Raw genomic sequence first — 25,144 nt, forward strand, 5'->3', positions numbered from 1 at the left:
TTTATTCAGCAAGCCCTAATTAGGTGGGTTAAACTAAGTTAACCCACCGGAATCATCCCGTTTATTTTTAAGGTAAAATCAAAAAACTTCCCTGACAGAAAAGAGTTTTATCGTCGAGAATAAAAGATTTAATCTCCACATCTTTGCCTAAATCGACAGTAAAAGGTTGCAAATCAATAGATAAATCTGGGGCTAAACCTTGCCATTGTCGGGGAATAATCCCTAAAGTGCGGGCATCTTCTAGGGTAATATCAGCGCTAAAAATTACTTCCGCACCTGTTTCTCTATAGCCGAGAAGAGAGAAATAACCCTGATTTAAGAGAACATTTTTCCAGTTAAAACGCTGTTGTGAGATAATTTCTCTGGCGTTAACAATTCCGTTATTTTCTAGGGAAAAAATTAGTAAATCGGCAAAAGCATTAATTAAAATAGTCGAGGCGATCGAATTATTTAAATCCTGCTCGTTAATTTCCACCTCACCGCTAACCCGAATAGGTTCCAAAATTTTTAGGGGTTTCCCTCGCAAAACCTGCCCGATATTAAGACGAATATTTTCCCCTCTTAATTGCGCTTTACCTAGATGTAAACCCTGATAAATCGCTTTTCCCACGGCTAAAAATACCCCGGGGATATAACCGCGCAAAATTTGCCGATCATGACCTTGCAGCTGCATTTCTAAATCTTCTATCTGTTCTACTTGCGTTCTTAAGAACAGACGTACTGCTGGCGGCAAAACCTTACTAATAATCTCACTTTGAGTATTGACCCACATAAACGTTATCTCACTCACTCCACAATGTTTCTAATTGTAACAGAGCTAGATCGATCGAACCATGAGGGGCTGCCGTCAGCTATCAGTTATAGCTAAAAACTTCGCTACTTTCTGTTTACTGATTACTGATCACTGATCACTGACAAGCCCCTAATTCTTAGGTTTTTGAGGCGTTGAGGGAATTAAAACGAGGGGAAAGATAGGCGACTAAAACCCCGAGGGCAAAACCGATTAAATTGCGGAAAAGGGGCAGTAATTCACTGGTGCGAGTAACCACCGGTCCGATGCCAAAAGCAACAAAGAGGATAAACCAGAGGGGAGAGACAATTAAAACCCATTGCCAAGCGAAAACCTGTCCTTCTTTGCGGGGAATACCGGCAAACCCGAAGACTAAACCACCGACAATTGAGGTAATTAAAGTTAGGATCCACTGTTCCCTCGGTAAACCGGGGACTACCGCACAACCACCTTTAACTAAACAACCTTTTACCGTGTCTAAGGATTGTACGATCGCGTTATTTTCGCCATTTTCCCGGACAAAATACATATTGCCGAAACGGGCCTGTAATTCGATCCAAAAAGTGCGGGGTAAAAATTCATAGACGGCATCACCAATACTAAAAGATAGTAGATTACCGCCGCGACCATCGGCCACTAGGAGAATACTTTTATCATCCAATCCCCAGAAATTAATCACTGCCCGGCCGGGGCTGCGGTCATATTGGGTTAAAACTCGCATTTTCCAGCCCGTTTCCCCTTGAAATGTCTCGATATCTCGGATTAATGCCTCTTCCTGTTTTGCGGGTAGATAATTGGCTAAATCAACGATCGGAGTGGCTTGATTGGGCAGTAATTCGGGATTATTCACCGCTAGAGCTTGATCCGGGCAGATAATCCAACCCAGACAGCTAATGACACCAATTACAAGAGCGATCGAGATTCCTCGGCAAAAACGATTGAGCATAGCACTTCTAGACAATGAGAATTTTTTCAGCAAGGGTGTAGGCTAACTTTCAGTTTCTTTACACTTATTTACTTTATCTTAAGGGAATTCTCAACTTTAGTCACCCAGTTAGGGACTTGCGCTTTGATAATGTACCTTTTGGGCGAACGCAGTTCGCCCCTACATTAATGTACCTTTTGGGCGAACGCAGTTCGCCCCTACATTAATGTACCTTTTGGGCGAACGCAGTTCGCCCCTACATTGTGGACAAAATCCGTTACTGTAGGGGCGCAAGGAACCTGCGCCCTCCGATCGCCCAGGTTTGCTGATCACCCTAAGTAGGGGGAGAGCCTTTGAGAGTCCCCGCAGCTAAGGGACTTGCGCTTTGATAATATGCCATCTGGCCGGCCTGATTCTTCTACAGAGCGATTTTCTGGCTAGGATATTATTCCCACGCAAGTCCCTTATCGGTCATCAGATGCGAGTTTTCAGTTCACTCTCCAGAAACTCAACTCAAGCTGATGAGGTCTCAACCAGTGGCATTAACTGGATCTTTTGCCAAAATGGAGTGAATATAGTAGCGGGGGGATGGTCAATGACAGCACAGGAAGTATTAGAGTTAATTCAACGGGCAAAAGACGAAAGAGCGGAGAAGTTGGATCTGTCCAACAAAAACTTAACAGAAATTCCCCCCGAAATCCCTCACCTCACCTCCCTGCAACTCCTCGACCTCAGCAATAACCAAATCAGGGAGATACCAGAAGCGCTCGCTCAACTCACCTCCCTGCAATACCTCAACCTCAGAAATAACCAAATCAGCGAGATACCAGAAGCACTCACTCACCTCACCTCCCTGCAATACCTCAACCTCAGCAATAACCAAATCAGGGAGATACCAGAAGCACTCACTCAACTCACCTCCCTGCAACATCTCTATCTCAGCTTTAACCAAATCAGGGAGATACCAGAAGCACTCACTCAACTCACCTCCCTGCAACATCTCTATCTCAGCTTTAACCAAATCAGGGAGATACCAGAAGCACTCACTCAACTCACCTCCCTGCAACATCTCTATCTCAGCTTTAACCAAATCAGGGAGATACCAGAAGCACTCACTCAACTCACCTCCCTGCAACATCTCTATCTCAGCTTTAACCAAATCAGGGAGATACCAGAAGCGCTCACTCACCTCACCTCCCTGCAAATCCTCGACCTCAGCAATAACCAAATCAGCGAGATACCAAAAGCGCTCACTCACCTAGTCAACTTGAAGGGATTAGTCCTCGAAAATAACCCGATTACCAACGTTCCCCCGGAAATTATTCGTCAGGGATGGGGTGAAACAATATCGGATGATGGCAACCCGCAGGCGATTTTTAGTTATCTCAAGAATAAAGCTACACGCCCTCTTAATGAGCTTAAAGTTTTATTGGTGGGGGAGGGGGATGTGGGGAAAACTTCCCTGTTAAAGCGGTTACTGCACAATACCTTTAATTCCGGAGAACCCAAGACCCCCGGCATTAATATTGAAAAGTGGCCACTGCCCCAAAAACCCGATATTCGCCTCAATATCTGGGATTTTGGCGGTCAGAAAGTGATGCAAACCACCCATCAGTTTTTTCTGACTAAACGCAGTCTTTATCTGCTTGTCCTCGACAACCGCAAAAACGAACAGCAAAACCGTCTGGAATACTGGTTAAAACTCATTGAAACCTACGGAGGCAATTCTCCCGTGATTATCGTGGGTAATTGTGCCGATGAAAATCCCCCGCAAGTTAAGATCCGCACCCTCCGGAAAAAATATCCCCAAATCACCAAACTAATCGCCACTTCCTGTAAAACCGGTGTGGGAATCGAGGAACTTGTACAGGAAATCGCCTCCCAAATCGATGCTATTCCCCATATCAAAGATTTATTGCCTAATAGTTGGTTTGAGATCAAAACTCAACTAGAAACGATGCAAAAGACTTATGACTTTATTTCCTACGAAAAGTATCAGGAAATGTGTCAGACAGCCGAGATTAAAGAGGCCAGCGATCAAAAAAGTTTAGTGCAGTTTCTCCACGATCTCGGTATTGTCCTCAACTACCAAGATGATCCGCGACTGAATGAAACCAATGTCCTGAACCCGGAATGGGTAACTAGCGGTGTTTATGATATTCTCAATAATCACGATTTGATGGTACAAAAAAAGGGCATTCTTTCACTGCCAGATCTGCCAAATATTCTCAAACAAACCCAACGTTATCCCGAAAATAAACGCCGATTTTTGATGGATTTGATGGGAAAATTTGAACTCTGTTTTCCCCTTGATGGTTACAGTCCCGCTCGCTATCTAATCACCGATCTTCTACCCATCGATGAACCGGATGTGGATATCTACGAAAACGCACCTTTACACTTCCAGTACCGTTATGATATCCTGCCCGGTAGCATTATTTCCCGCTTTATCGTCCGTAATCACCAGATGATCTATAAAACCATGCGTTGGCGTAGTGGTGTGGTTCTGACAATGGATATTAATAAAGCTTTGGTGCGTGCCGACGAGGAAGATAACTACATCAGCATAAAAGCCCAGGGTTCCCGTGCTAGTGCGCTTTTAGCTATTATTAAGACAGATTTTGACAAAATTCACGCTACTATCCCTAATTTAGCCGTACAGGAAAGGTTAGTGATTCGAGAATTGCAAGGGGAAAAACCCACCGGGGTAGAAGTTCCCGTCGATTATCTCCATCTGATAGAACTCGATCGCCAAGGTGTCGTGGAGGCAATTCTCCCCGGTTTGCGCGGCAAATATAATATCCGCGATATCTTAGAAGGGGTGGAATCTAAGACAGAAAGAGCAAGAGATCTCGATATAAGGGAGGAACGTGGCCGCAAAAGCCGAGAAAATCGCCCTATGAGTCCCAAAACGCCAGAAACTCCCAGTCTCCTGAAACCTAGTCTCGCTTTGTTGCTGGTTTTAGCTGTGGTTGCTTGTATAGTTGCGGTGTTTGCCCATTTTGTGCCAGATTCAAAGCATATTACCAGCGTTTTGACAATTATTTTTATCTTTGCTTTTATTGTCTTTGTGTTATTGCTCTTGACGGGTAAAATCAATCAAACGACCTTTAATCAGCTTTTTGAAGTTTTGTCGCGATTTATCCCTACTTTTAAAGGACAAGAACCAAAAACCAACAACGATGACACCCCCCAAGAAACCCCCAAATCGGAGCAGTAAAGATTTGCTTACCACAGAAAGGTAACTTAGACGAAAAAGTTTACAAATATTTAGGGTTTGCTGAATAAATGTGAAATGTAGGCAAGGTAGAGGTTTTGTGGCTTTTCTCCCGAAACAGGTGCAAGATTCTGAGAGAATCGTGCTTCAAAACCTTGCGTCTTCATGGTTCCGCGTCCTGTAGGGGCGAAGCATTCGGACAATAACTTATCGGTGAAACCGTAGATTTTCTATCCGAATGCTTCGCCCCTACTTTTTCAGCAAACCCTATTTAGGGTTTGCTGAAAAAGTTTGTTGGTGGGGTTAGGAGTTGAGAGTTGGGGTTTTAGGGAGTTGGGGTTTGAGGGTTTTGGGGTATTAGTTGAAATTCTGCTATCTCCCCACTTCCCCACTTCCCCACACCCTACACCCCACTGCCCCATCTCCTTAACTGCGTTTCCAAGTATTCCAAGCGACTTTAAAACCGATCAAGAGGCGACGGCTGCCACGATCGAGCTTGCTAAGACCAGCTTTAGCACTACCGAGACTGCGATCGACTCCTTGGACAACTTGGCGGGTACTTTTGACCCCTTCATCGATATTGTCGGTTAATTCGCTGATTTCCGCCCCTGTTAGGCGAATTGCTTCTAGAGTCGGGGGGAATTCCCGATGGAGGGTATCGAATAATTTTTCGGCACTGCGGGCTGCCCGGGCTAACTCTTGCAGGGCAGGTAAAGCGGCGATGAAAACCGCCGTTAAACTAACGGCGACTAGCAGTAAAGAACATCCTAGCCAGAAAATAGGTTCGGTCATTTAATAGTGATTCGAGTGTTGATTATCGCCTTCGGGGGATTCTTGCGAGTCGGGGAAAGGATTGTCCGTGGCTAGACTTTGACTAGCTTCGATTCCGGCTGTCACCGCCTCTTTTAATCTCATTAAAGTATCATCCCAATTACGTCGGGCCGATTCCGATAGACGATCGGCCTGCAATTGCATCGTCGTGGTCAGATCTTCGGCTAATTCTGGCAAAGCCCGCGCGGATTTTTGCAGAATTCGACGGGTTTCTTTTCCAGATCTGGGCGCTACTAATAAACCCGCCACTACTCCGATCGCACTGCCCACTAAAACCCCGACGACGAATAAGCCACCGTTACCGTTATTGTTATCTGCCATAGGATTGCCCTTGTACTTAATTCCCAATTTTACGAGCAATTACACTTCTCTTGTGCAGTTTCTTCGGCAAAAATTTTGACCTGTTGCTCTTGGTAAGCAGCAACAGACCTAGAAGGGATACATTGAGAAAAAACTAGCGATCGGGCAAAACCTGATTTTATTGCCGACTTTGAGCCAATAAGGGAGTGAAAAAGAAGAACCTCTGGGAGTCTTGCCGTGTTTCGACCCCAAAGGTTCCTCTTATACTGAACTTATACTCCTCACACAATATTTATATTACACACAACCCACTGCTTTTGTCAAGAGGTTTCTGAAATTTTTTCCACAGACCTCTGGCCAAATTAATTTCCTGGGATCGGTAGGCGCTCTTGTCGGGGACAGCTAAGTAGGGTTTGCGGCAAAAAGTTTTTCCTGGGGGCAGGGTGTGGGGTGTGGGGTGTGGGGTGTAGGGTGTGGGGAAATGGGGAAATGGGGGAGTGGGGAGAGGGAAGTAGGGGGTGGTATCAACTATTGCCTTCAAGCCATGTTTTTAAATCTCGTTCTGGTTTAGCCACATTGAATAAATGTAAACCAAAATCCTCTGAAATATCTTGACAAATTTTCACTCCTCTGATGCTGTTGCCTTTTTCATCTAAAAGGGGCGAAAAAGTCCCAATTCCCAACTGATGGGGAACTACTGCCGTAATTCCGCCACCGACACCGCTTTTTGCTGGTAATCCTACCCGATAGGCCCATTCTCCCGAAGCGTCGTACATTCCACAGGTAAGCATAACACTGATCACATCTTGAACGTAGTGTTCATCGATCGCCCGTATTCCCGTGATTGGGTTGACACCTCCATTAGCTAAGGTGGCAGCCATCAGAGCTAAATCGTGAGCATGGACGAGAATGGCGCATTGTTGACAGTAAAGGTCGAGGGTTTCTTCAATTTTATCGCTAACCATGCCAAAATTTAGCATCAGATAAGCCATGGCCCGATTGCGATTGCCGGTGGATTTTTCCGAGAGAAAAACGGGGACATTAATCTCGTGATCCCTACCCGTATAGCGTTTAAACATTTCTAAAATACGTTTTAGCCTTTCGGTGGCATTCTGTCCGGTGATTAAATCCGTGGTAGCGATCGCACCAGCATTAACCATAGGATTATAGGGACGATTGGTTTTTTCATCGAGAATAATCGAGTTAAAAGCTTCTCCGGTGGGTTCAACACCGACTTTACTATTAACGTATTCCCTTCCGTGATCTTCTAGGGCCAATCCAAAGACAAAAGCTTTAGAAATCGATTGTACTGTAAAGGTTTGCTGACAGTCTCCCACCTCAAAAATCTGACCATCAGTGCTAATTACAGAAATACCAAACCATTCTGGAGCTGCTAGGGCTAATTCCGGAATATAATCGGCGATATGACCCGTCTGTAAATCAGAGTATTTTGCGTGCAGATAGTTAAGATAGTTCCGAAAAGGATAGACTAACTCTTGCTCGGAATTGACGGGACTAATAAAATCTTTTGGGGAAGCCATAGAGGAGTATAGCAGTTATCGTTTAATTGCCACTCTAGAGACGTTGATAGACACATCTCTAGAGAATTTCTGTAATCCCTAATTAACTTCTCGAACCGCGATAAATGCGATCAGCTTGGGAGGGTTCTAAATAAGTATAGCCCGGTTTTTGGGTTGAGGAGCCATTCTTTTTGGCCACAGTATTAACCGCAGGAGTCGCTTTTTTTACCTCCGCGTGAGTCCTGATATAATCCTCAGAAATCTTGAAGGGATGACTATTGGGAAGATGACGACTAGAGGGTAAATTGTCTGCTGCTTCGGCATGGGCAATTTTACTATGAGGAGCGACAAAATCGTGTAGGATGGGATCATAGGCTAAAATTTCACCAGTTTCAATCCGAAAAATCCAACCGTGTAGAGATAATTTACCCTGATGTAATCGGGAACGAATAATTGGATAGCTTTGCAAATTACTTAACTGATTGAGAACATTTTCTGCTACTGTCACCTCGATCAGTTCTTCCCCTTCTAATTCTTTGTAATTATCCTTAACTAAACGTCGAGTAGCTTCTGCTTGTTTTAACCAATCGTAAACTAAAGGCATTTCATCGGCCAGACTCTGCAATTTTAACAAACCTTTCATCGCTCCACAATGGGAGTGACCGCAGATAATCACTTGCTCGATGCCGAGAGCGTTGATAGCATATTCTATAGATGCACCCTCACCACCATTGGTTGCTCCGTAGGGAGGAATTATATTCCCCGCATTACGAATTACGAATAATTCCCCCACCTCCGCTTGGGTAATTAGGTTAGGATCGATACGGGAATCGGAACAGGTGATAAACAGGATTCTCGGTTTTTGTCCGTGGGAGAGTTGCTCAAATAATTGCCGATGTTCATCAAAATAACCACTCTGGAACTTTTCTAGTCCCTGTAGGAGTTTCTTCATAATAATTTTTCTGGTTTAGTTTGATCGCTATTTACTCGATCCTTTCAGCATTATCGGGCATGAGATAACAGCAATGCAACCGGCCAGATTAGCGATCGTTATCGGCTGCGAGATCGGTTATATTTTGTTAAGATAAGATACAGACTGTATCTAAGCAAATTTTATTTTATGGAAACTGCAACAATTTTGGGTGTTTCGATCGCTGCCGCTTTGGTAGGAATTACCGCTTTAGCTCTTTATACCGCTTTTGGACCGCCGGCAGCAGAATTAAGCGATCCTTTTGAAGATCACGAAGATTAATTCTTTAATAACCATGTGGCTATCTGCCAAGGAGAAATTTGCTCCATAGGATCGATCGCTCTTTCTAAACCGTCGATCGATTCTTTTATTGTTAATTGTAATTGATTTTGCCAATCAATAACAGCGTTTTCTCCCTGACATTCATAAACGCGCATTACCCAACCCCGAGAGGCTGTTTCACTTTGTTTGAAACTCATTAAAATTAAGTTATCGGCCGAGAATTTTAACCATTGTGCCACGGGTGGCAACTGGGTTGATCGAGAAGAATTATTAATAAAAATAACGTTGACAGGTGAGTTTAACTGCCAAGCGTGATGGACAGTTTTCGCCGTTTTCCAGTTACCTTGATGGGGATATATTGCATAGGTAAATTCTTGTTTACCCAGATCTGCCTCGGGATCGGGCCATCGGGGACTTCTCAACAGAGTTAATCGCAGTTGCTGGTTAGTAGCATCATAGCCATATTTATTATTATTTAAAAGACTTACCCCGTAGTTTGCCTCTGTATCGGTTAAATCCGCCCATTTATGGGCGTAAACTTCCCATTTTGGCGATTCTGGTTCGTGATCATGCTCGATCGCACCACAGGCAATTTCATAGGTGGTAAAATCGCTGTTTAGGGTAAGAGGAAAAGCGGTTTTTACTAAAGTATGTTCTTGCTGCCAATTAACAATAGTTTTAATCTCGAGAATAGGAGCATCTTTTTCTAAGATATAATCTTGACAAAATTCCGAATCAGCTAAATTTCTGATCACGCGAATCTGCCAGCGCAAGGGACCACATTCTAAGCATTCGATCGATTTTAATACTGTTTTAGGTAAGGTATATTGTTGATAATTCGGATCAATATTCCAAGCGTCCCAATATTGTCCTTGATCTTTAAATGCCTGTAATTGATTACCAGCAGCTTGTAGGATTTCTTTTTGATTAATTATATCAAATATACTATCTATATCCCCCGTTTCTGAGTTAATAGTAACTTTAAGCAAGCCATTATCTAAAGTAAATTGGCAGTTAGTTAAATTTTGCTCGGCTGCTTGCTGATTGGGAACTAACCAAAATAACTTATAACCCACAGAAGGAATATTTTCAGCGAGAAATAATAGCTGATTGTCGTGGGATAATTGCGAAAGACAAAGACAATTATTCAAGTCATAAACCGAACAATTGACAGATTCTATAGCTAAAGAGATAACCTGAAATCTTTCCCAGTTAAGAGAATTAAAAACTAGAAAAGGTTTTGCTTGGGGATGGGGGGGATTAGGCAAATTAATTTGATTAGCAATTGCCTGTAAAGCTTGATCTAAAATTGCTTCACCTGTAGTGATAACTTGCCGCCATAACTGATTAGCATCCCTAAATACTTCGGGGATCGAAGTACCGGGCAGTATATCATGAAACTGATTTAATAAAACCTTTTTCCAAGCGGATTCTATCTCGACTTTCGGATAGTGAATATCTAGTAAGATATTAGCCAGAGAAGACCATAATTCTCCTTGATACAAGAGGATTTCACAGTAACGATTATAGGCTTTTTGGTCAGAGTGAGTGGTATAACAACCCCGATGGAATTCTAGATATAATTCATCATCCCAGATAGGAAGATTACTTGTATCGAGACTGTCCAGATAAGTTGTTGCTTGGCTAAATTTTAACTGGGGGAAAAAAGGAGATTTTTGCCAACGTTGTGCCACTGCTAACATATCACGAGTCGGACCGCCGCCATGGTCGCCAACACCGGGCAGCCAAAAAATATCTTTTAAGCCGGTTTGCCGTTCCCAATTGAGAGCATGATCGGTCATAATAATTGGATTAGTATCCATAACTCCAGCAACATTGGGAGGAGACATTAGGGAAAGAATTTTACTGCCATCGGGAGATTGCCACCAGAAAAAACCGTGGGGAAATTTAGTCGTATCATTCCAATGTAGTTTCCCAGTTACAAAATATTTGATGCCAAAGGATTTAAGAATTTGTGGCAATTGGTAGGGAAACCCAAAGGTATCCGGCAGCCAAGCAGTTTCAGTGATTTGTCCAAATTTTTCTTGAAAATATTTTTGTCCATAAAGCAGCTGTCGAAATAGGGATTCCCCAGAAATTAAATTGACTTCTGGTTCTACCCACATCCCGCCTAAAAGTTCCCAGCATTGCCCTTTATATGCCTCTAGAATTGCTTGAAATAGGTCAGGATGATGTTTTTCTATCCATTCGTAAATTAGGGGACTAGAATGACCAAATATGAGGGCAGGAAAATATTTTTGCAGGTTTAAAACCGAGATAAAAGTGTTTTTTGCCACTTGCCAAGTTTCTGCCAACGGCCACAACCAAGCCATATCTAAATGTGCGTGGCCGAGAAGATGAAAACTGCGTTCTTTGAGAGGTTGAGCGAGGGGTTGCAGGGATTGACGAATTGATTCTAGGGATTGATTAAATCTATCTTTGTTGGTGACATTATCCCAGTCAATATTATCGAGAGTAGCGATAAAAGCCGCTAAGTTTTCAGGATAAAAAGTTTGTAGATAATTATGGAGAATGGTCAATTCATCAGCAACAAAACTAGGATCGATCGCTTGGCTATATTCATAGATTAACTGCGATTTCATCAAACCACCAATATCATGATTGGGACTGACTAAACGCAGAGTAACAACGATTTCTTGACCAGTAGAGACCGAGTTAGAAAGTAAAATGCGCGTGGAAGAATCAAAGAGGTCTCCTGCTTGGATAAATTGATTATTAACATAAATTTTGACATCTTCCGCCCACCAAGTTAGGATTAATCTCAGTTCCATTCCCGCTAAAGGATAACCGGCTAAATGTTCGGGGACAATAATTTTTTGAGTTAGATATTGGATTTGTCTGCCGGCCGGCCAAATAATGTATTGTTTTTCATTGAGGGTGACGGGTTGAATTGGTTTTCCCGCTGCTGTAGCGATAAACCAATTTTTCTGAACATCTCTGCGGGTGAGGTGAGACAGTTTAGCGATGTTGTCGAGGGGAGACATGAGCCAACAAATAAGTTAATTTTGACTATTTTAGGCGATCGATGCCTAATCGGGCTAGGGGATAACTTCTGTTAACGCAATAGTGCTGAAGACTTACTTAGGGTTTGCGGCAAAAAGTTTTTCGGTGGAGGTAGGGTGTGGGGTGTGGGATGTAGGGTGTAGGGTTTTACCCATTTTCAGGGGGTCAATTACCTAATTTTCAGGGAAAAAGTCCCTAAATTTCCCCCCCGATCCCTCCAATGGCCGGTACTTTTTGATTTCAAAAAAGCCTAAAAATATTATCCAACAAGGTTTTTAGATTTATTCAGCAAGCCCTACTTAATCTCATCCTTCAATGGTTGATTGAGAATGAGTAGGGAAGAGAAAGCCCGTGATGAGGATTGAACTCATGACCTCACCCTTACCAAGGGTGTGCTCTACCACTGAGCTACACGGGCATTGATCGTGGTGGGCCGGGCCGGATTCGAACCAGCGTAGGCGTAGCCAACGGATTTACAGTCCGCCCCCATTAACCACTCGGGCACCGACCCATTAATTCCACGATTAACAATCATAGCACCCTTAGCTAAAACCCACAAGTGTTTAGGGAAAAAAATTTTTGAGCCATAAAATAACTCCCGTTAAAGCCATGGCTCTAACGGGAATTTTCTGACGATCTGGAGAGAGATTACTTCAAAGCGTCTTCTTCCTGGTGGGTGAGGATCACACAGTCAGAGGTGGGATAGGCGACGCAGGTGAGGACATAACCCGCTTCAATTTGATCGTCATCTAAGAAGGATTGATCGGATTGATCGACAGTACCAGATTCAAGTTTACCTGCACAGGTGGAGCAAGCTCCTGCGCGGCAGGAATAGGGTAAGTCCAGTCCTCGCTCTTCAGCTACATCGAGAATGTACTCATCATCGGGAACCTCAATTGTACTCTCAATTGTACTCTCGCCATCGGGTGTTTTCAGGGTGACTTTATAAGTTGGCATCGGTTGTTCCTCTTAATTAAATGCTAGTGAAAGCGGCAGTCTCTATAATTGCCTCTCGCTCGTCGTCAGATTGAACGATGTGAGCGAGTTTCATTTTTGATACTACGGGAAAATCTGCCTGACTCAGCCTTGCATTAGTAATGACAGTCTTAAATAAACTTAAAATAAAATTTACTTATATATCTAACCCAGAATTCTTGACGCTCCTTGCTCGATCTCTAGATAATTTCATCCCTCTACAATCTAGCTAAACTAACCACTACTAAGCATTTGGAGCTATAATGCTAATCGTTTTTTTCGTCTTGAGCCGATTTTTATTAAATATTAATTTAACTTATGGTTAAGATAGATGTCGATGAATTGTCTTTAACCCAGCCAAGAAATTGCTTTTCGGCACTACTGCCGGTAACACATCTAGGGAAACTAGGAAAAAATCTATTGACAATCAAACCAATAAATGATAGAGGGGGATAAATCCCCTGTTGCCAGGGGTAGCATCCGTTAAAACGGATGGCTAACCCTCCCTGACGATTTCTTGGTTTTCGGATTGTCAGTTTTCCAGTATCTGGTTCACCGATTAGCAAACCCTAATTACTTATTAGGTTGGGGAGTCATGCGTAGATAGGGTTTGATTTCTTCAACTCCTTTGGGAAATTTGCTGCGAGCTTCTTCAGTGGGAATAGAGGGAACCACCACACAATCGCCACCGTCGGTCCAGTTAGCCGGGGTAGCCACTTGATAGTTATCGGTGAGCTGCAGGGAGTCAATTACCCGCAGGATCTCGTTAAAATTGCGTCCCGTGCTGGCAGGATAGGTAATGGTTAAACGTAATTTTTTGTTGGGATCGATAATAAACACCGAACGTACCGTCAGATTATTGAGGGAATTGGGGTGAATCATGCCGTAGAGATCCGACACTTTGCGATCGCCATCGGCGATAATCGGATAGTTAACGGTAGTGTTTTGAGTTTCGTTGATGTCATTAATCCAACCCCGATGGGATTCGGCACTATCCACACTCAAAGCGATCACTTTCACATTGCGTCGCTCAAATTCTGACTTAAGACTAGCCACCGTACCTAATTCCGTGGTACAAACGGGGGTATAATCAGCCGGGTGGGAGAACAGCACCACCCAGCTATCTCCTACCCACTGGTGAAAAGAAATCGGACCTGCACTAGAATCTTGTGTAAAATCTGGAACGATATCACCCAATTGGAGAGCCATAATTGTGTCTTCCTTATTATGTATTTCAAGACAAGCAACAGTCTATGATGCCATAGGAGTGCTGTTCGTCAGCGATAATTTTAGGGATTTATAATAATTGGGTTAGGGGATAGGGGAATGAGGAAATGGGGGGAGTGGGGAGATAGGGAGATAGGGAAATTCAACTGTAGCAGCAGCCAGATGGCATCAGGAAAATCCTTGCCAGAAAAGGGTTTTAGCGATTTAGATTCTCCTAACCAACTTGTTCTTTGTGATCAAACCCCAAAACCGCAAAACCCTTCCCCTAGGGGGGCAAACTAGGTTATGATCTGGTCTAATGGCATGATATAACTTTTTTAACTAGCTATCAGCGTTCAGCTAATAGCTAGGCTGCGGTGGCAAATCTCAACTACCCACCCTATGCCTAGTCGGAAAGCTGACGGCTTAATTTCTTGTCCTGATCGTTAATTTGCCTTGGTTTTAGGAGACCACAACTGCAATGAAGAATCTTGTTCGTCTGCTGGCGGTAATTGCCTTGATTATCGGGAGTTTTTGGGGCAAAGTTCCCGCTCAAGCTCTCAATCTTACCTCGATCACCCTTCCCTCTCATCCCGTGGCGGTCTTAAATGCGGCTGATGCCAAACTAACCACAGAATTTGGGGCGAAAATCGACCTCAATAACAGTGATATTCGCGATTTCCGGGACTTGAGAGGGTTCTATCCCAATTTAGCCGGTAAAATCATCAAAAACGCCCCCTACGAAGAAGTGGAAGATGTCCTCAATATCCCCGGACTCTCGGACACTCAAAAAGAGCGTTTACAGGCTAATCTGGAGAAATTTACCGTTACTGAGCCTTCTAAAGAATTTATCGAGGGTGATGACCGTTTTAACCCCGGAGTTTACTAAATCTAGTTAATTACGGTTTTAAAAAAATTTCTAGGTGGGCGATCGCTCACCTTTTTCAGTGATCAGCTTCTGAAGGCAAGAGGCAAAAGAAAGAATCTGGCATACTGCCCCAAGGGAAAGACTGGCGATTTTTGCCAGAACTATAGAGAAATGAAATGCTAGAATAAATAGAATTTATCAATTAACTCCTACATGGTCGTTTCCTCGCAACTGCCGAGTTATCAAGATGTGTTAGTGGTGGGATCGGGAGCGGCGGGATTGTATGCCGCACTGTGTTTACCCCCTAACTTAAAGGTGGGTTTAATTACCAAAGAAGATTTAAAAACTGGGGCTAGTGATTGGGCGCAGGGAGGAATTGCGGCAGCCACCTCCCCGGCAGATTCCCCCGTTTTCCATTTAGAAGATACCCTGAAAGCCGGAGCGGGCTTATGCGATCGCTATGCTGTGCAGTTTTTAGTCGAGAAGGCCCCCCAAGCGATCGCTGATTTGCTGCGGTTAGGAGTTAGTTTTGATCGCTCCGGAGATGACTTAGCCCGCACTCTTGAGGCTGCCCATTCCCAGGCCCGGGTGCTGCACGCGGCCGATCGCACGGGGAGAGCGATCATCAGTACCCTGATGGAAAAAGTGACCGAGCGCCCCAATATTACCATTATTCCCCAAGCGATCGCACTGAAACTCTGGCTTGATCCGGAAGGGCAACGCTGTCAAGGTATTTGTCTGCTCCATCAAGATCATCTCTGTTGGCTGCGAGCGCAGGCAGTCATTCTGGCTACGGGAGGCGGTGGTCAAGTCTATGCCCAAACCACTAATCCCGCCGTTAGCACGGGGGATGGAGTCGCCCTCGCTTGGCGTGCTGGGGCAGTGATTCGCGACCCGGAATTTTTTCAGTTTCACCCCACCGCTTTGACTGTGCCGGGGGCACCGCGGTTTTTAATTAGTGAGGCGGTGCGCGGCGAAGGAGCGCATTTAATTGATGCTCTGGGGCGGCGTTTTGTCTTCGATTATCATCGGGCCGGAGAATTGGCCCCCCGGGATGTGGTGAGTCGGGCGATTTTTAGCCATTTGCAGAAAACCTCCGACGATCCCGCCCATGCCAAAGTATATCTAGATTTAAGACCAATCGAACCGGAGCGTCTGCGTTATCGTTTCCCCAATATTATCCGCATCTGTCAAAAATGGGGCATTAATGTGTTTGAGGATGTGATTCCGGTCGCCCCCGCCGCTCACTATTGGATGGGAGGAGTGGCCACAGATTTAAACGCCCGCACTTCTCTATCTGGTTTGTATGCGATCGGCGAAGCCGCTAGTACAGGTGTTCACGGGGCTAATCGTTTAGCTAGTAATTCTCTCTTGGAATGTATTGTCTTTGCGGCAAGTTTAGCTGCAATAGGTCTGGAGCCAGAAAACTTTCTGGGGGAAAGACCCGAAAAACCCTTAGAAATTGCGGAAAACTGGCAGGAAGAACAGGAAGACTGGCAAAAAGTACGGAGAGAATTACCGATTTTAATGTGGGAAAATGCGGGAATTTGCCGATTTCAAAATGAGTTAGAAATTGCTATCCTACGGGTGCAACAGTGGAAACAACAGTTACATTCCTTAAAGATAGGCCAATTTCTCCAGAATCTTCTCCCCGACAAAGGACAATTATTTTTGTGTCCCTCGGTGCAGTTAGAAATAAGAATAGCGATCGAGACATTAAATCTTCTAGATATCGCCGACTTAATTCTGGAAAGTGCCTTATTACGGGCAGAAAGCCGAGGTGGTCACTATCGGGGCGATTATCCAGAAATCGTAGCTAATTGGCAATTACACACGACCATTCAAGGCCGAACCTGGCACAAAACTCCGGTACAAGCTTAATTGAGCCAGTTTTTCACAGATAATCCCTCAGCGTTAAACAGTGGACTCTATCTCCGATCCCAGCAGCGGCACTATTGGCCTGACGCTGACCGGGGGCTTTTCCCAATCATCCTAGTCTATGACCCATCTCTGGAGTTGAGTGCCTCCCATCTATAGCTTTTAGGCTATCATACTTTTACCAACCCCCAAGCAGTTACATAAATTCTATGATCAAACCTAATTTTTTATTGTTGTTAGCTATCGGTGTGAGCAGTTGGGGTCATGATTTTCAGGTTTTATCCAAGGTTAACGCTCAAACTTCACCTGGGTTAGAGCAAACCCAGACTTTCGCCACTTACGAGCAGTTGATGAAAGCTGGTTACGAGGCCAAAAGCCAAAAGAATTATCAACTCGCCGTGGAAAAATTTCAACAAGCTCTGGCACAACTTCCGAACGACCCCTCTGCTCAAAATGCGATCGCTAATACGAAGAAGTATCTAGGTCAAACCACCAGGGCTGCCAACGCTGGCGCCGAAAATGCGGCTTCACCAATACCATTAATTGCTGGCTCGGCCCTGTTATCCATCGCTTTATTGGCAGCTTTACTATCGCTTTTCTTCCAATATCGTCCCAAGGGCAAAGCCTCAAAACGGCGCGAAAAGACAACTTACGCCAATCCTAAAAACCCACTCGACAACTTTTCCAGGGGCAATGGCAATCCCTTCGGCGCAGACACCAAAACTGACAGTGACATTAATGGCAGTGGTGACGAGGATTTCGACCCTTCTTTGCCCGTACAAGCTACCTCCCGCATCCCGAACGTAGATTTAATCTTGCGTTTAATTGAAAGTCTTCGCGATAACGATCCCCGTACCCGTAGAAGGGCGGTTTGGAAGCTGGCACAGGTGTCCGATTCTAGGGCAATGCAGCCTTTAGTCGATAGCATGGTGGATGGAGATTCCTACGAACGCAGTTTAACCCTAGAAGCTCTCGCTCAAATCTGCACCCGCTCCCTGCGACCGATGAACCAAGCTTTGGCTATCTCTCTCCAGGATAAAAATCCCCAGGTGCGGAAAAATGCCATTCGGGATTTAACCAGACTCTACGATATCATGTCTCAGATCAGTCAATTAATTTGTCATGCCCTCGATGATCCCGATGAGGAAGTGCAAGAAACAGCACGCTGGGCAGTTAGACAGTTAAATCTGCAATTAGCTCCCCGTTTAGATATTGCTCCCCTAGAAACTACTGGTGAACCAGAAGATGACGATGTACAGGATACTTCCTTCACCGACACCACACCGACCTTCACCGAAACTACACCCAACTGAGGTGCAAAATTGAGTCGAAAACTGTTATTTATCTCCACCCCCGTGGGATTTTTGGGATCGGGGGACGGCGGTGGCGTAGAACTAACTATTTATAATCTCGCTCGCACTCTGAATAAGCAAGGGTACGCGGTGCGGGTAGTGGCTCCAGAAGCCTCGCAATTGCATGATATCCCCTTGATTACTATAGCAGGAAATGCCCAGATTTCCGCCCAAAGTCAAGGCAGGGAAGCCCCGATTTTAATGCCCGAAAATGCCGTTTTGGCCAATATGTGGCACTACGCCCAACAGGTACAAAATGAGTACGATTTAATTGTTAATTTTGCCTACGATTGGCTCCCTTTTTATCTCACTCCTTTTTTTGCTACTCCCGTCGCCCATTTAGTCAGCATGGCTTCCGTTTCTTTGGCGATGGATCATATTATTCAAAAAACCTACCGCAGTTTTCCCCATTTACTCGCTTTTCACACCGTCGTCCAAGCAGAAACTTTCTCAATATCTCCCCCCTATCGCTGTTTGGCTAATGGTTTAGACGTATCTTTGTATCAGTTTCGGGCCAATCCGTCCCCCTCTCTGGCCTGGGTGGGACGGATTGCCCCGGAAAAAGCTCTAGAAGATGCGATCGCCGCTTGTCAACAGTTGGGCGTACCTTTACGCGTTTTCGGTCATATTTCCGATCCTCTCTACTGGCAAAATTTACAGGATAACTATAGTTTCGATTTAGTCGATTATCGTGGGTTTTTGCCCACCAGGAGCCTACAAAAAGAGCTAGGGGACTGTTTTGGCCTGTTGATGACCCCGCGCTGGGTTGAGGCTTTTGGTAACGGAGCTATTGAAGCTTTGGCCTGTGGTGTTCCCGTAGTTGCCTATGGTCGTGGTGGTCCGGTAGAAATTATTGAAGATGGAAAAACTGGTTTTTTAGTTGAACCCGATAGTATCGAGGGATTAGTTACGGGAATTAAAAATTTAGACCGGATCGATCGATATTCTTGTCGTGCAGTAGTGGAGCAAAAATATTCCCTAGAAGCTTTAGGAAATCGAGCTATTAATTGGTTTGAAGAAATTTTTGCTCGCAGTCAAAAATAAATAGGCTCTCTTGGTTTAGTCTGGTTAAATCTTTATCCCAGAAGGGTTCGGGATCAACCACAGAGACACAAAGAACACAAAGATTGATCGATCCTATGATAAGTTATACCATTTCTCTAAATGAAAACTACACATCGAATTTAAGTCACCCTTTTTAAGGGGGATTTAGGGGGATTAAACTTCTGTAGTCAGACTTTGGAGAATTGGTATTAAACTTATCACACAGAACCTAGAAGAGCCAAAAACGCCTACCTCAAACTAATGGGTAGGCGTAGTTTATCGATTACTCTACCTAAACTCTCTGTAAAACTCTGGCATAGACAAAATCAGCCAACTGTGTACCCGACCAGAAACCGTGGTCAGCATCCCATTGGAAGTGAACCCCCAGATAAATACGGCTGCGACCATTTTCCAAAGCCGCCGAACTAAAACTATTATAGGTGCGTTTAATCCCCTGGGCGTTAGGATCGTCCGTGTCGGCAGTAAAAGTGACGTTATCAGTACCAAAGAAATTACGCATAATCCCAGCGTGGGCCGCCCCAAAAGTGGAATGACCAGAAACATAGGCAGGGAAAGCGGGACTAAAACGCTGACCGGCGGGATTAATTGATAGGGGTTGCCAATTGGGATCAGCTTCGGTTAAAAGATTATCATCTTGATCGGCCAGACGGATCGCTGTTTCCGGTCGCCAGAGATTAATCGGTAGCCGGTACTTAGCATCCCAAGCGACAATAGCGGCATCACCCATGACTAAACCCACTAGGGCAAATAAACGCGCCGTTTCCAGTAGAGATAAATTTCTTTGTTGGGCGACAATTTGGGTAATGCGGAACAGATGGCCGGGGGGTTTATAGGTTCCATCCACATCATTCGCCCAGAAAAAGGCAATTATAGCCTCTTCAGCAGTACGCACAGGGGAATTGGCCGCCCCTAACAGTTTGACTTCGTTAAACTGGGCCGCATATTCAGGACTACGGAGAAGGTCGATTGTATTAGCATAGTTACCCGGAAAGGGTGGCCGAAATTGACTACCAGAAGTCATGACAAAGGGAGTCACGTCTGGCCATTGGGGGGCAACCGCATCCCCGGATCCTGTCGGTCGCCAATCCCCCGGCTGATTACCCGGTTTATACAGGGGAGGTTGGCCAGAACCGTCATTCTGACGCAGGGTGAGAATCGAATCGGCCACGGCCTGCCCAAAGGTTTTACCTTTGGTATCGGCATCGGACATCTTAACCACGTTTAATCTTTGCAGGGATCTATCCAAAGCAGTATTAAAAGTCATGGTCAGATTGACATAAATCCGGCTAAGAATACGATGGGCCGCATAAACCGCCGCTATTTCAGGAGAAGTACCGGGATCAGGCTTTAACTGTAAATTGCTAGGATAGGGACTGTATAAATTCCCTGAAAGGGCATTAATGGCGTTAAACATCGCCACCTGTAACATCGCCCCCGCCCGGGCAATCGGTGTCGGACCGCCACCAATTTTCCGAATGGTTTCTAAAAAAACGTCATTCCACTCGATAATTACGCTCATATCGTTGCCTCCTTCAATATCGCAACTTTGACTTAACAGCCCCAGTCTATTGGATAAGTTCAACAGTAACCATAGAAGTTTAGGCTGTTAACAAGAAGTTAAGTGACATAAATCCCACTTTAAAGCACTGGCAATTTGTCAACTACTTTTTACAAAAATTAACTATTGCAGTTATTACTTATCAGATTTGACTGTTCAGTTCACTGATGACTGTTGACTGATAACCGAAAAACCTGCCACTTGCCACTTTTCTATAGCGATTTAGTCTGATTGACGATTCGATCGTAGAATAACAACAGATCAAGAGAGTACAGGTCAAATATGCCGAAATTTGTTGTCTGGGGTAGTTATTGTGAAAATGTGCTGGAAAAACGCGCACCCTATCGTCAAGCGCATCTAGAGGGATTAAATCAACAGAAAGAACGGGGAATTCTCGTTACTATCGGACCAACGGCAGATTTAAGCCAAGTTTTCGCAATTTATCAGGCAGCCAGCGAGTCAGAAGTGCGAGAATTAATCGAATCGGATCCCTACTGGCAAAATGGCATCTGGACAGAGTACCAAGTCAAGGAATGGATTCAAGCCATCTAAGGGGGCTATCAGCTATATTTTTCTATAAGGGTATCTTGATAAAATTTTCCAACTACGCAACTAATCAAACTCATCTCCGGTCAAGTCTGAGGATATTGTCAAGGATAAACCGGAGTTATCCCTTATCGATTCCAGCTGACAGCTGATAGCTTGCCTACTTTTTGCTTATTGCCATGGTTTACATCAAAAAGGTCGAACTCTCACACTTCAAATCCTTCGGGGGAACGACTCCTATACCCTTTTTACCGGGGTTTACGGTGGTTTCTGGTCCAAATGGTTCGGGAAAGTCGAATATCCTCGACGCATTGCTATTTTGCTTGGGATTAGCTACTTCCAAGGGAATGCGGGCCGAAAGATTACCGGATTTAGTCAATCACAGCTATAACAGTCAACGTCATAGCTCAGAAGCGAGTGTTTCGGTGACTTTTGATATTGCCGATATTCCTGACGCAACCGATAGGGATTGGACGGTTTCCCGACGCTTAAAAGTGGCTAAGGGTGGCAGCTATACTTCTACCTACTATATCAATGGGGAAACCTGTACGGTTAGCGAACTTCACGACCAATTAAACCGTTTACGCATCTATCCCGAAGGGTACAACGTGGTGTTACAGGGGGACGTAACCCGAATTATCAGCATGAATGCTAAGGAAAGACGGGAAATTATCGACGAATTGGCAGGAGTAGCCGAATTTGACCGCAAAATTGAGAAAACTAAGGAGAATATCGATTCGGTTAAAGAAAGGGAAGAACGCTGCCAAATTATTGCCACAGAATTGCAAAAATCTCTGGAGAAATTAGCACTCGATCGCATTAAAGCCGAAAAATACCAAAAACTCAAGGCCCAAGTCCAAGAAAAGCAACAATGGGAAATTGTCCTCCATTGGCAAAATCTCCAGCAGCGCTGCCAGCAAGTACAAGGACAAATTCAAGCTGGGGAAAGGGAAAAACAGGTTTTAACGGAAACTATCGCCAATTTATCCCAACAAATCGCCCAAAATAGTCAAGAATTAGAGAAACTCAATCAACAGGTTAAAGCTTTTGGGGAAGATGAACACCTGTCCCTGACTTCCCGATTAGCGAGTCAACAGGCCAAACGACAACAACAGCAACAACGACAAAAAGAGTTAGAAAACCTCGAAAAAGAATCTCAGGCACAGAAAACCAGACTTTTAGAGGAAATTAATCGCTACAATCTCGAATTAAACCAGATTACTGCTGAAAAAAGCCGTTTAGAAACTGCAATTTTACCCAATCTCCTACGGACAACTCAAACCGCAAGGGAAACCCTAGAAAACCATCGTCTGCAAGCAAGTAGTCTCGCGGAAGCGTCAGAAGCTTGGGTAAAAGAACAAAGTGACCTTTCCCGCAATATTACCCGTCTTCAGGAACAATTAAACCCCTACCGTAGCCAACGAGCCCAATTGACCGAAAGATGCGATCGATTGCAAACTAATATAGTAGAAGCTGGTCAACGTCTGCAAGAATTAGAGCAAGTTATTAGCACAAAAACAGAAGAAAGTCAAGAAATATTACAAAAAATTAATCAAGCGGAACCCTATATCCAAAATTTAGCCCAAAAACTCACCATTGCCGAACAAAATCGCGTTATCAGTCAGGACACCCAAAAACGTCTGCTAAAAGAACAACGGGACAAACAGAGGGAATTAGATAAACTGGAAGCGACCAAGCAAGCGCAACAGGAGGCCCAGGGAACCTATGCCACTCAAATATTATTACAGTCAGATTTGCCCGGAATCTGCGGATTAGTGGCACAATTGGGCGAAGTAGAAGAACGTTATCAAATTGCTCTGGAAATCGCCGCCGGAGGTCGTTTAGGTCATGTAGTCGTCCAAGATGATAGCGTTGCGGCTGCCGGAATTGCCTTACTAAAACAGCGTCGCATCGGTAGGGCCACTTTTTTACCCCTGAATAAAATTCGTCCTCCCCGTCCCCAGGATATTTCCTCTCTGCGTCACGCGCGGGGTTATCTGGATTTAGCGGTGAATTTAGTTAAGTTTCAATCCCAGTATCGGGAGGTTTTTAACTATATTTTTGGCAGTACGGTGGTTTTCGAGGATATAGATTCTGCCCGTTATTATATCAATCAATATCGCATCGTTACTTTGGATGGCGAGTTATTAGAGATGACTGGCGCTATGACTGGAGGCAGCCAACCGACGCGATCGGGGCTGCGTTTTGGTAAAATTTCTCCGAAGGAGTCTAGTGAAGCGGAATCTCTACGGGAAAGATTAGCAGAAATCGATCGCATTCTTACCCGCAACGAAGAAAAAATTACTCAAGTTAATAATCTTATCAGTCAGTTAACCCAACAGTTAACCGAAACCCGTCAAAGTCATCGGGAAAATCAATTATCTCTACAACAATTAAGCAAGGATTTACAACGTTTAACCACAGAAAAAGAGGATTTAACCCGTCAATTATCGGGTCAGCAAGAGGAAATTACTATTTCTCGTCAACGGTTAGAAATATTAACCAGAGAAATTCCTGAGTTAGAGTTATCTTTACAGCAAGAACAGGAGAAATTAACTGCTTTAGAGGCCAATCATACCCATAGCGAATGGCAACAGGTACAGGGAATAATTCGCGCTCAAGAATTAGAGTTACAAACCCAAGAAAATCACCTCGCTACAGTCCGCGAACAGTTAAAAGATTTACATAATCAACAAATCAGACTAGAGGAAAAAAGTCAAGAGTCTGCGGATAGAATTATTGAGATTGAGAAAATAATTACCGATGCAGTTAATCAGAGAAATATCGGTAATCTGGAGATAGAAAAACTTGATCACCATATTTTAGAAATCAATCAAGCTTTACAGCAATTATCCCGACAACTAGGGGAAACCAAGCAAAAAAGAGACCAATTAGAGACAGTTTTGCGACAACAACAAAACCAACAACAACAGGCTATCTGGCAATCGGAGAAGTTAGTCAACAATCAAGAGGAAAGACGAGCATTACTAACCACTTTACAGACAGAAATTAGTCAACTAGAAAGCGACTTACCCAATCCCTTGCCTGAAATTCCTGAAAGCGAGCGAGATTTCGAGAAAATTCAAAGCGATATTCGGCAGTTACAAAAGAAATTGGAAGCTTTAGAACCTGTGAATATGTTAGCTTTAGAAGAACACCAAAAAACCAAAGAGAGATTAGATGAACTATCAGAAAAACTGCAAACTCTAGAAGGAGAAAGAACCGAACTACTTTTACGCATAGAAAACTTTACCACCCTCAGATTTAATGCTTTTCAGGAAGCATTTACTGCCGTTAACGAAAACTTTAAGAGTATATTTGCCACCCTGTCCGATGGCGACGGTTACTTACAACTAGAAGACGAAAATGATCCCTTTAATGGTGGCTTAAATCTGGTGGCCCATCCCAAAGGAAAACCAGTACAGCGATTGAGTTCCATGTCTGGAGGTGAAAAATCTTTAACCGCTTTAAGCTTTATTTTTTCCCTACAAAGATATCGTCCTTCTCCCTTTTATGCCTTTGATGAAGTGGATATGTTTTTAGATGGGGCAAATGTGGAGAAATTGGCCAAAATGATTCAAAAACAAGCACAACAAGCCCAATTTATTGTTGTTAGTTTGCGTCGGCCGATGATTGAAGCATCGGAAAGAACCATCGGTGTCACCCAAGCACGGGGAACCCATACACAGGTACTAGGAATTAAAGTTTAACCTTAGACGCAAGTAGGGTGTAGGGTGTGGGGTGTGGGGTGTAGGGTGTGGGGTGTGGGGTGTGGGGTGTAGGGTGTAGGGTGTGGGGTGTGGGGTGTGGGGTGTGGGAAGCTTTTCAGTAAACAGT

Annotated in this window: 18 protein-coding genes and 2 tRNA genes; 8 read left to right on the forward strand and 12 right to left on the reverse strand. The window is 44.2% G+C overall.

Going from position 1 to position 25,144, the window contains the following annotated elements; all coding sequences use genetic code 11:
- Nucleotides 1-67 precede the first annotated feature (67 nt).
- Both H6G40_RS02480 and H6G40_RS02485 read right to left on the reverse strand, forming a co-directional pair.
- On the reverse strand, nt 68-772 hold the full coding sequence (locus H6G40_RS02480) for an LmeA family phospholipid-binding protein (RefSeq protein ID WP_123230451.1): 705 nt from the start codon (nt 770-772) through the stop codon (nt 68-70).
- Nucleotides 773-929: 157 nt separating this feature from the next.
- Entirely contained in the window at nt 930-1,736 is an 807-nt protein-coding gene (locus H6G40_RS02485) for a TPM domain-containing protein (protein ID WP_002736671.1), read from the reverse strand.
- A 574-nt stretch (nt 1,737-2,310) separates the two neighbouring features.
- Here H6G40_RS02485 and H6G40_RS02490 point away from each other — a divergent pair.
- Nucleotides 2,311-4,935, forward strand: a complete 2,625-nt coding sequence (locus tag H6G40_RS02490; protein ID WP_190537255.1) for a leucine-rich repeat domain-containing protein — start codon at nt 2,311-2,313, stop codon at nt 4,933-4,935.
- 423 nt (nt 4,936-5,358) lie between these two features.
- On the opposite strand, the gene H6G40_RS02495 is transcribed toward H6G40_RS02490, so the two are convergent.
- The 4 genes from H6G40_RS02495 to H6G40_RS02510 all read right to left on the reverse strand — a co-directional run bounded on the left by H6G40_RS02495 (nt 5,359) and on the right by H6G40_RS02510 (nt 8,535).
- Nucleotides 5,359-5,724 carry a hypothetical protein gene (locus H6G40_RS02495; RefSeq protein WP_002735843.1) on the reverse strand — a complete coding sequence of 122 codons (366 nt, stop codon included), beginning with the start codon at nt 5,722-5,724 and terminating at the stop codon, nt 5,359-5,361.
- The gene (locus H6G40_RS02500) at nt 5,725-6,084 is read right to left on the reverse strand and encodes a YtxH domain-containing protein (protein ID WP_190537221.1); all 360 of its coding nucleotides are present in this window, start codon (nt 6,082-6,084) and stop codon (nt 5,725-5,727) included.
- A 503-nt stretch (nt 6,085-6,587) separates the two neighbouring features.
- On the reverse strand, nt 6,588-7,604 hold the full coding sequence (gene glsA, locus H6G40_RS02505) for a glutaminase A (protein WP_002736106.1): 1,017 nt from the start codon (nt 7,602-7,604) through the stop codon (nt 6,588-6,590).
- An 82-nt stretch (nt 7,605-7,686) separates the two neighbouring features.
- On the reverse strand, nt 7,687-8,535 hold the full coding sequence (locus tag H6G40_RS02510; protein ID WP_002737349.1) for a carbonic anhydrase: 849 nt from the start codon (nt 8,533-8,535) through the stop codon (nt 7,687-7,689).
- Nucleotides 8,536-8,703: 168 nt separating this feature from the next.
- Here H6G40_RS02510 and psbN point away from each other — a divergent pair, with 168 nt between their 5' ends.
- Nucleotides 8,704-8,835, forward strand: a complete 132-nt coding sequence (gene psbN / locus H6G40_RS02515; RefSeq protein ID WP_002736132.1) for a photosystem II reaction center protein PsbN — start codon at nt 8,704-8,706, stop codon at nt 8,833-8,835.
- Here psbN and H6G40_RS02520 read toward each other — a convergent pair.
- From H6G40_RS02520 to H6G40_RS02540, 5 genes are all read right to left on the reverse strand, one after another.
- Nucleotides 8,832-11,840 carry an alpha-mannosidase gene (locus H6G40_RS02520; RefSeq protein ID WP_190537223.1) on the reverse strand — a complete coding sequence of 1,003 codons (3,009 nt, stop codon included), beginning with the start codon at nt 11,838-11,840 and terminating at the stop codon, nt 8,832-8,834. The two genes, psbN and H6G40_RS02520, sit on opposite strands and share 4 nt — an antisense overlap.
- Before the next feature lie 365 nt (nt 11,841-12,205).
- Nucleotides 12,206-12,277: transfer RNA gene (locus H6G40_RS02525), tRNA-Thr, on the reverse strand.
- A gap of 8 nt (nt 12,278-12,285) precedes the next feature.
- Nucleotides 12,286-12,370: transfer RNA gene (locus H6G40_RS02530), tRNA-Tyr, on the reverse strand.
- 137 nt (nt 12,371-12,507) lie between these two features.
- The gene (locus H6G40_RS02535) at nt 12,508-12,816 is read right to left on the reverse strand and encodes a ferredoxin (protein ID WP_002736278.1); all 309 of its coding nucleotides are present in this window, start codon (nt 12,814-12,816) and stop codon (nt 12,508-12,510) included.
- Nucleotides 12,817-13,407: 591 nt separating this feature from the next.
- Nucleotides 13,408-14,043, reverse strand: coding sequence for a peroxiredoxin (locus H6G40_RS02540; RefSeq protein WP_002735346.1), 636 nt, complete (start codon nt 14,041-14,043; stop codon nt 13,408-13,410).
- 478 nt (nt 14,044-14,521) lie between these two features.
- Between H6G40_RS02540 and psbU the strand changes: the two genes are divergently transcribed.
- From psbU to H6G40_RS02560, 4 genes are all read left to right on the forward strand, one after another.
- Nucleotides 14,522-14,929, forward strand: a complete 408-nt coding sequence (psbU, locus tag H6G40_RS02545; RefSeq protein WP_104395577.1) for a photosystem II complex extrinsic protein PsbU — start codon at nt 14,522-14,524, stop codon at nt 14,927-14,929.
- 192 nt (nt 14,930-15,121) lie between these two features.
- A complete protein-coding gene (gene nadB, locus H6G40_RS02550; RefSeq protein WP_130757638.1) occupies nt 15,122-16,789 on the forward strand; it encodes an L-aspartate oxidase in 1,668 nt (555 codons plus the stop codon).
- A gap of 206 nt (nt 16,790-16,995) precedes the next feature.
- A complete protein-coding gene (locus H6G40_RS02555) occupies nt 16,996-18,099 on the forward strand; it encodes a HEAT repeat domain-containing protein (RefSeq protein WP_002737329.1) in 1,104 nt (367 codons plus the stop codon).
- A gap of 9 nt (nt 18,100-18,108) precedes the next feature.
- A complete protein-coding gene (locus H6G40_RS02560; RefSeq protein ID WP_069474661.1) occupies nt 18,109-19,182 on the forward strand; it encodes a glycosyltransferase in 1,074 nt (357 codons plus the stop codon).
- A gap of 292 nt (nt 19,183-19,474) precedes the next feature.
- On the opposite strand, the gene H6G40_RS02565 is transcribed toward H6G40_RS02560, so the two are convergent.
- Nucleotides 19,475-20,722: a vanadium-dependent haloperoxidase gene (locus tag H6G40_RS02565; protein ID WP_069474660.1), complete on the reverse strand. Its 1,248-nt coding sequence runs from the start codon at nt 20,720-20,722 to the stop codon at nt 19,475-19,477.
- A 321-nt stretch (nt 20,723-21,043) separates the two neighbouring features.
- On the opposite strand from H6G40_RS02565, the gene H6G40_RS02570 reads away from it, so the two are divergent.
- On the forward strand, nt 21,044-21,313 hold the full coding sequence (locus tag H6G40_RS02570; RefSeq protein WP_002775909.1) for a YciI family protein: 270 nt from the start codon (nt 21,044-21,046) through the stop codon (nt 21,311-21,313).
- Nucleotides 21,314-21,486: 173 nt separating this feature from the next.
- Nucleotides 21,487-25,017, forward strand: a complete 3,531-nt coding sequence (smc, locus tag H6G40_RS02575; RefSeq protein ID WP_190537225.1) for a chromosome segregation protein SMC — start codon at nt 21,487-21,489, stop codon at nt 25,015-25,017.
- Nucleotides 25,018-25,144: the final 127 nt, after the last annotated feature.

Origin of the sequence: Microcystis viridis FACHB-1342 (assembly GCF_014698335.1) — a bacterium.
GTDB classification, from domain to species: Bacteria; Cyanobacteriota; Cyanobacteriia; order Cyanobacteriales; family Microcystaceae; genus Microcystis; species Microcystis ichthyoblabe_A.

Bases quoted from the DNA above. Each gene is read 5' to 3' on its own strand.
- H6G40_RS02555 (WP_002737329.1), top strand. From the start codon at position 16,996: ATGATCAAACCTAATTTTTTATTGTTGTTAGCTATCGGTGTGAGCAGT.
- H6G40_RS02490 (WP_190537255.1), top strand. From the start codon at position 2,311: ATGACAGCACAGGAAGTATTAGAGTTAATTCAACGGGCAAAAGACGAA.
- H6G40_RS02565 (WP_069474660.1), bottom strand. From the start codon at position 20,722: ATGAGCGTAATTATCGAGTGGAATGACGTTTTTTTAGAAACCATTCGG.
- H6G40_RS02540 (WP_002735346.1), bottom strand. From the start codon at position 14,043: ATGGCTCTCCAATTGGGTGATATCGTTCCAGATTTTACACAAGATTCT.
- H6G40_RS02570 (WP_002775909.1), top strand. From the start codon at position 21,044: ATGCCGAAATTTGTTGTCTGGGGTAGTTATTGTGAAAATGTGCTGGAA.
- psbU (WP_104395577.1), top strand. From the start codon at position 14,522: ATGAAGAATCTTGTTCGTCTGCTGGCGGTAATTGCCTTGATTATCGGG.
- psbN (WP_002736132.1), top strand. From the start codon at position 8,704: ATGGAAACTGCAACAATTTTGGGTGTTTCGATCGCTGCCGCTTTGGTA.
- nadB (WP_130757638.1), top strand. From the start codon at position 15,122: ATGGTCGTTTCCTCGCAACTGCCGAGTTATCAAGATGTGTTAGTGGTG.
- H6G40_RS02500 (WP_190537221.1), bottom strand. From the start codon at position 6,084: ATGGCAGATAACAATAACGGTAACGGTGGCTTATTCGTCGTCGGGGTT.
- H6G40_RS02520 (WP_190537223.1), bottom strand. From the start codon at position 11,840: ATGTCTCCCCTCGACAACATCGCTAAACTGTCTCACCTCACCCGCAGA.
- H6G40_RS02535 (WP_002736278.1), bottom strand. From the start codon at position 12,816: ATGCCAACTTATAAAGTCACCCTGAAAACACCCGATGGCGAGAGTACA.
- H6G40_RS02510 (WP_002737349.1), bottom strand. From the start codon at position 8,535: ATGAAGAAACTCCTACAGGGACTAGAAAAGTTCCAGAGTGGTTATTTT.
- H6G40_RS02495 (WP_002735843.1), bottom strand. From the start codon at position 5,724: ATGACCGAACCTATTTTCTGGCTAGGATGTTCTTTACTGCTAGTCGCC.
- H6G40_RS02480 (WP_123230451.1), bottom strand. From the start codon at position 772: ATGTGGGTCAATACTCAAAGTGAGATTATTAGTAAGGTTTTGCCGCCA.
- H6G40_RS02485 (WP_002736671.1), bottom strand. From the start codon at position 1,736: ATGCTCAATCGTTTTTGCCGAGGAATCTCGATCGCTCTTGTAATTGGT.
- glsA (WP_002736106.1), bottom strand. From the start codon at position 7,604: ATGGCTTCCCCAAAAGATTTTATTAGTCCCGTCAATTCCGAGCAAGAG.
- smc (WP_190537225.1), top strand. From the start codon at position 21,487: ATGGTTTACATCAAAAAGGTCGAACTCTCACACTTCAAATCCTTCGGG.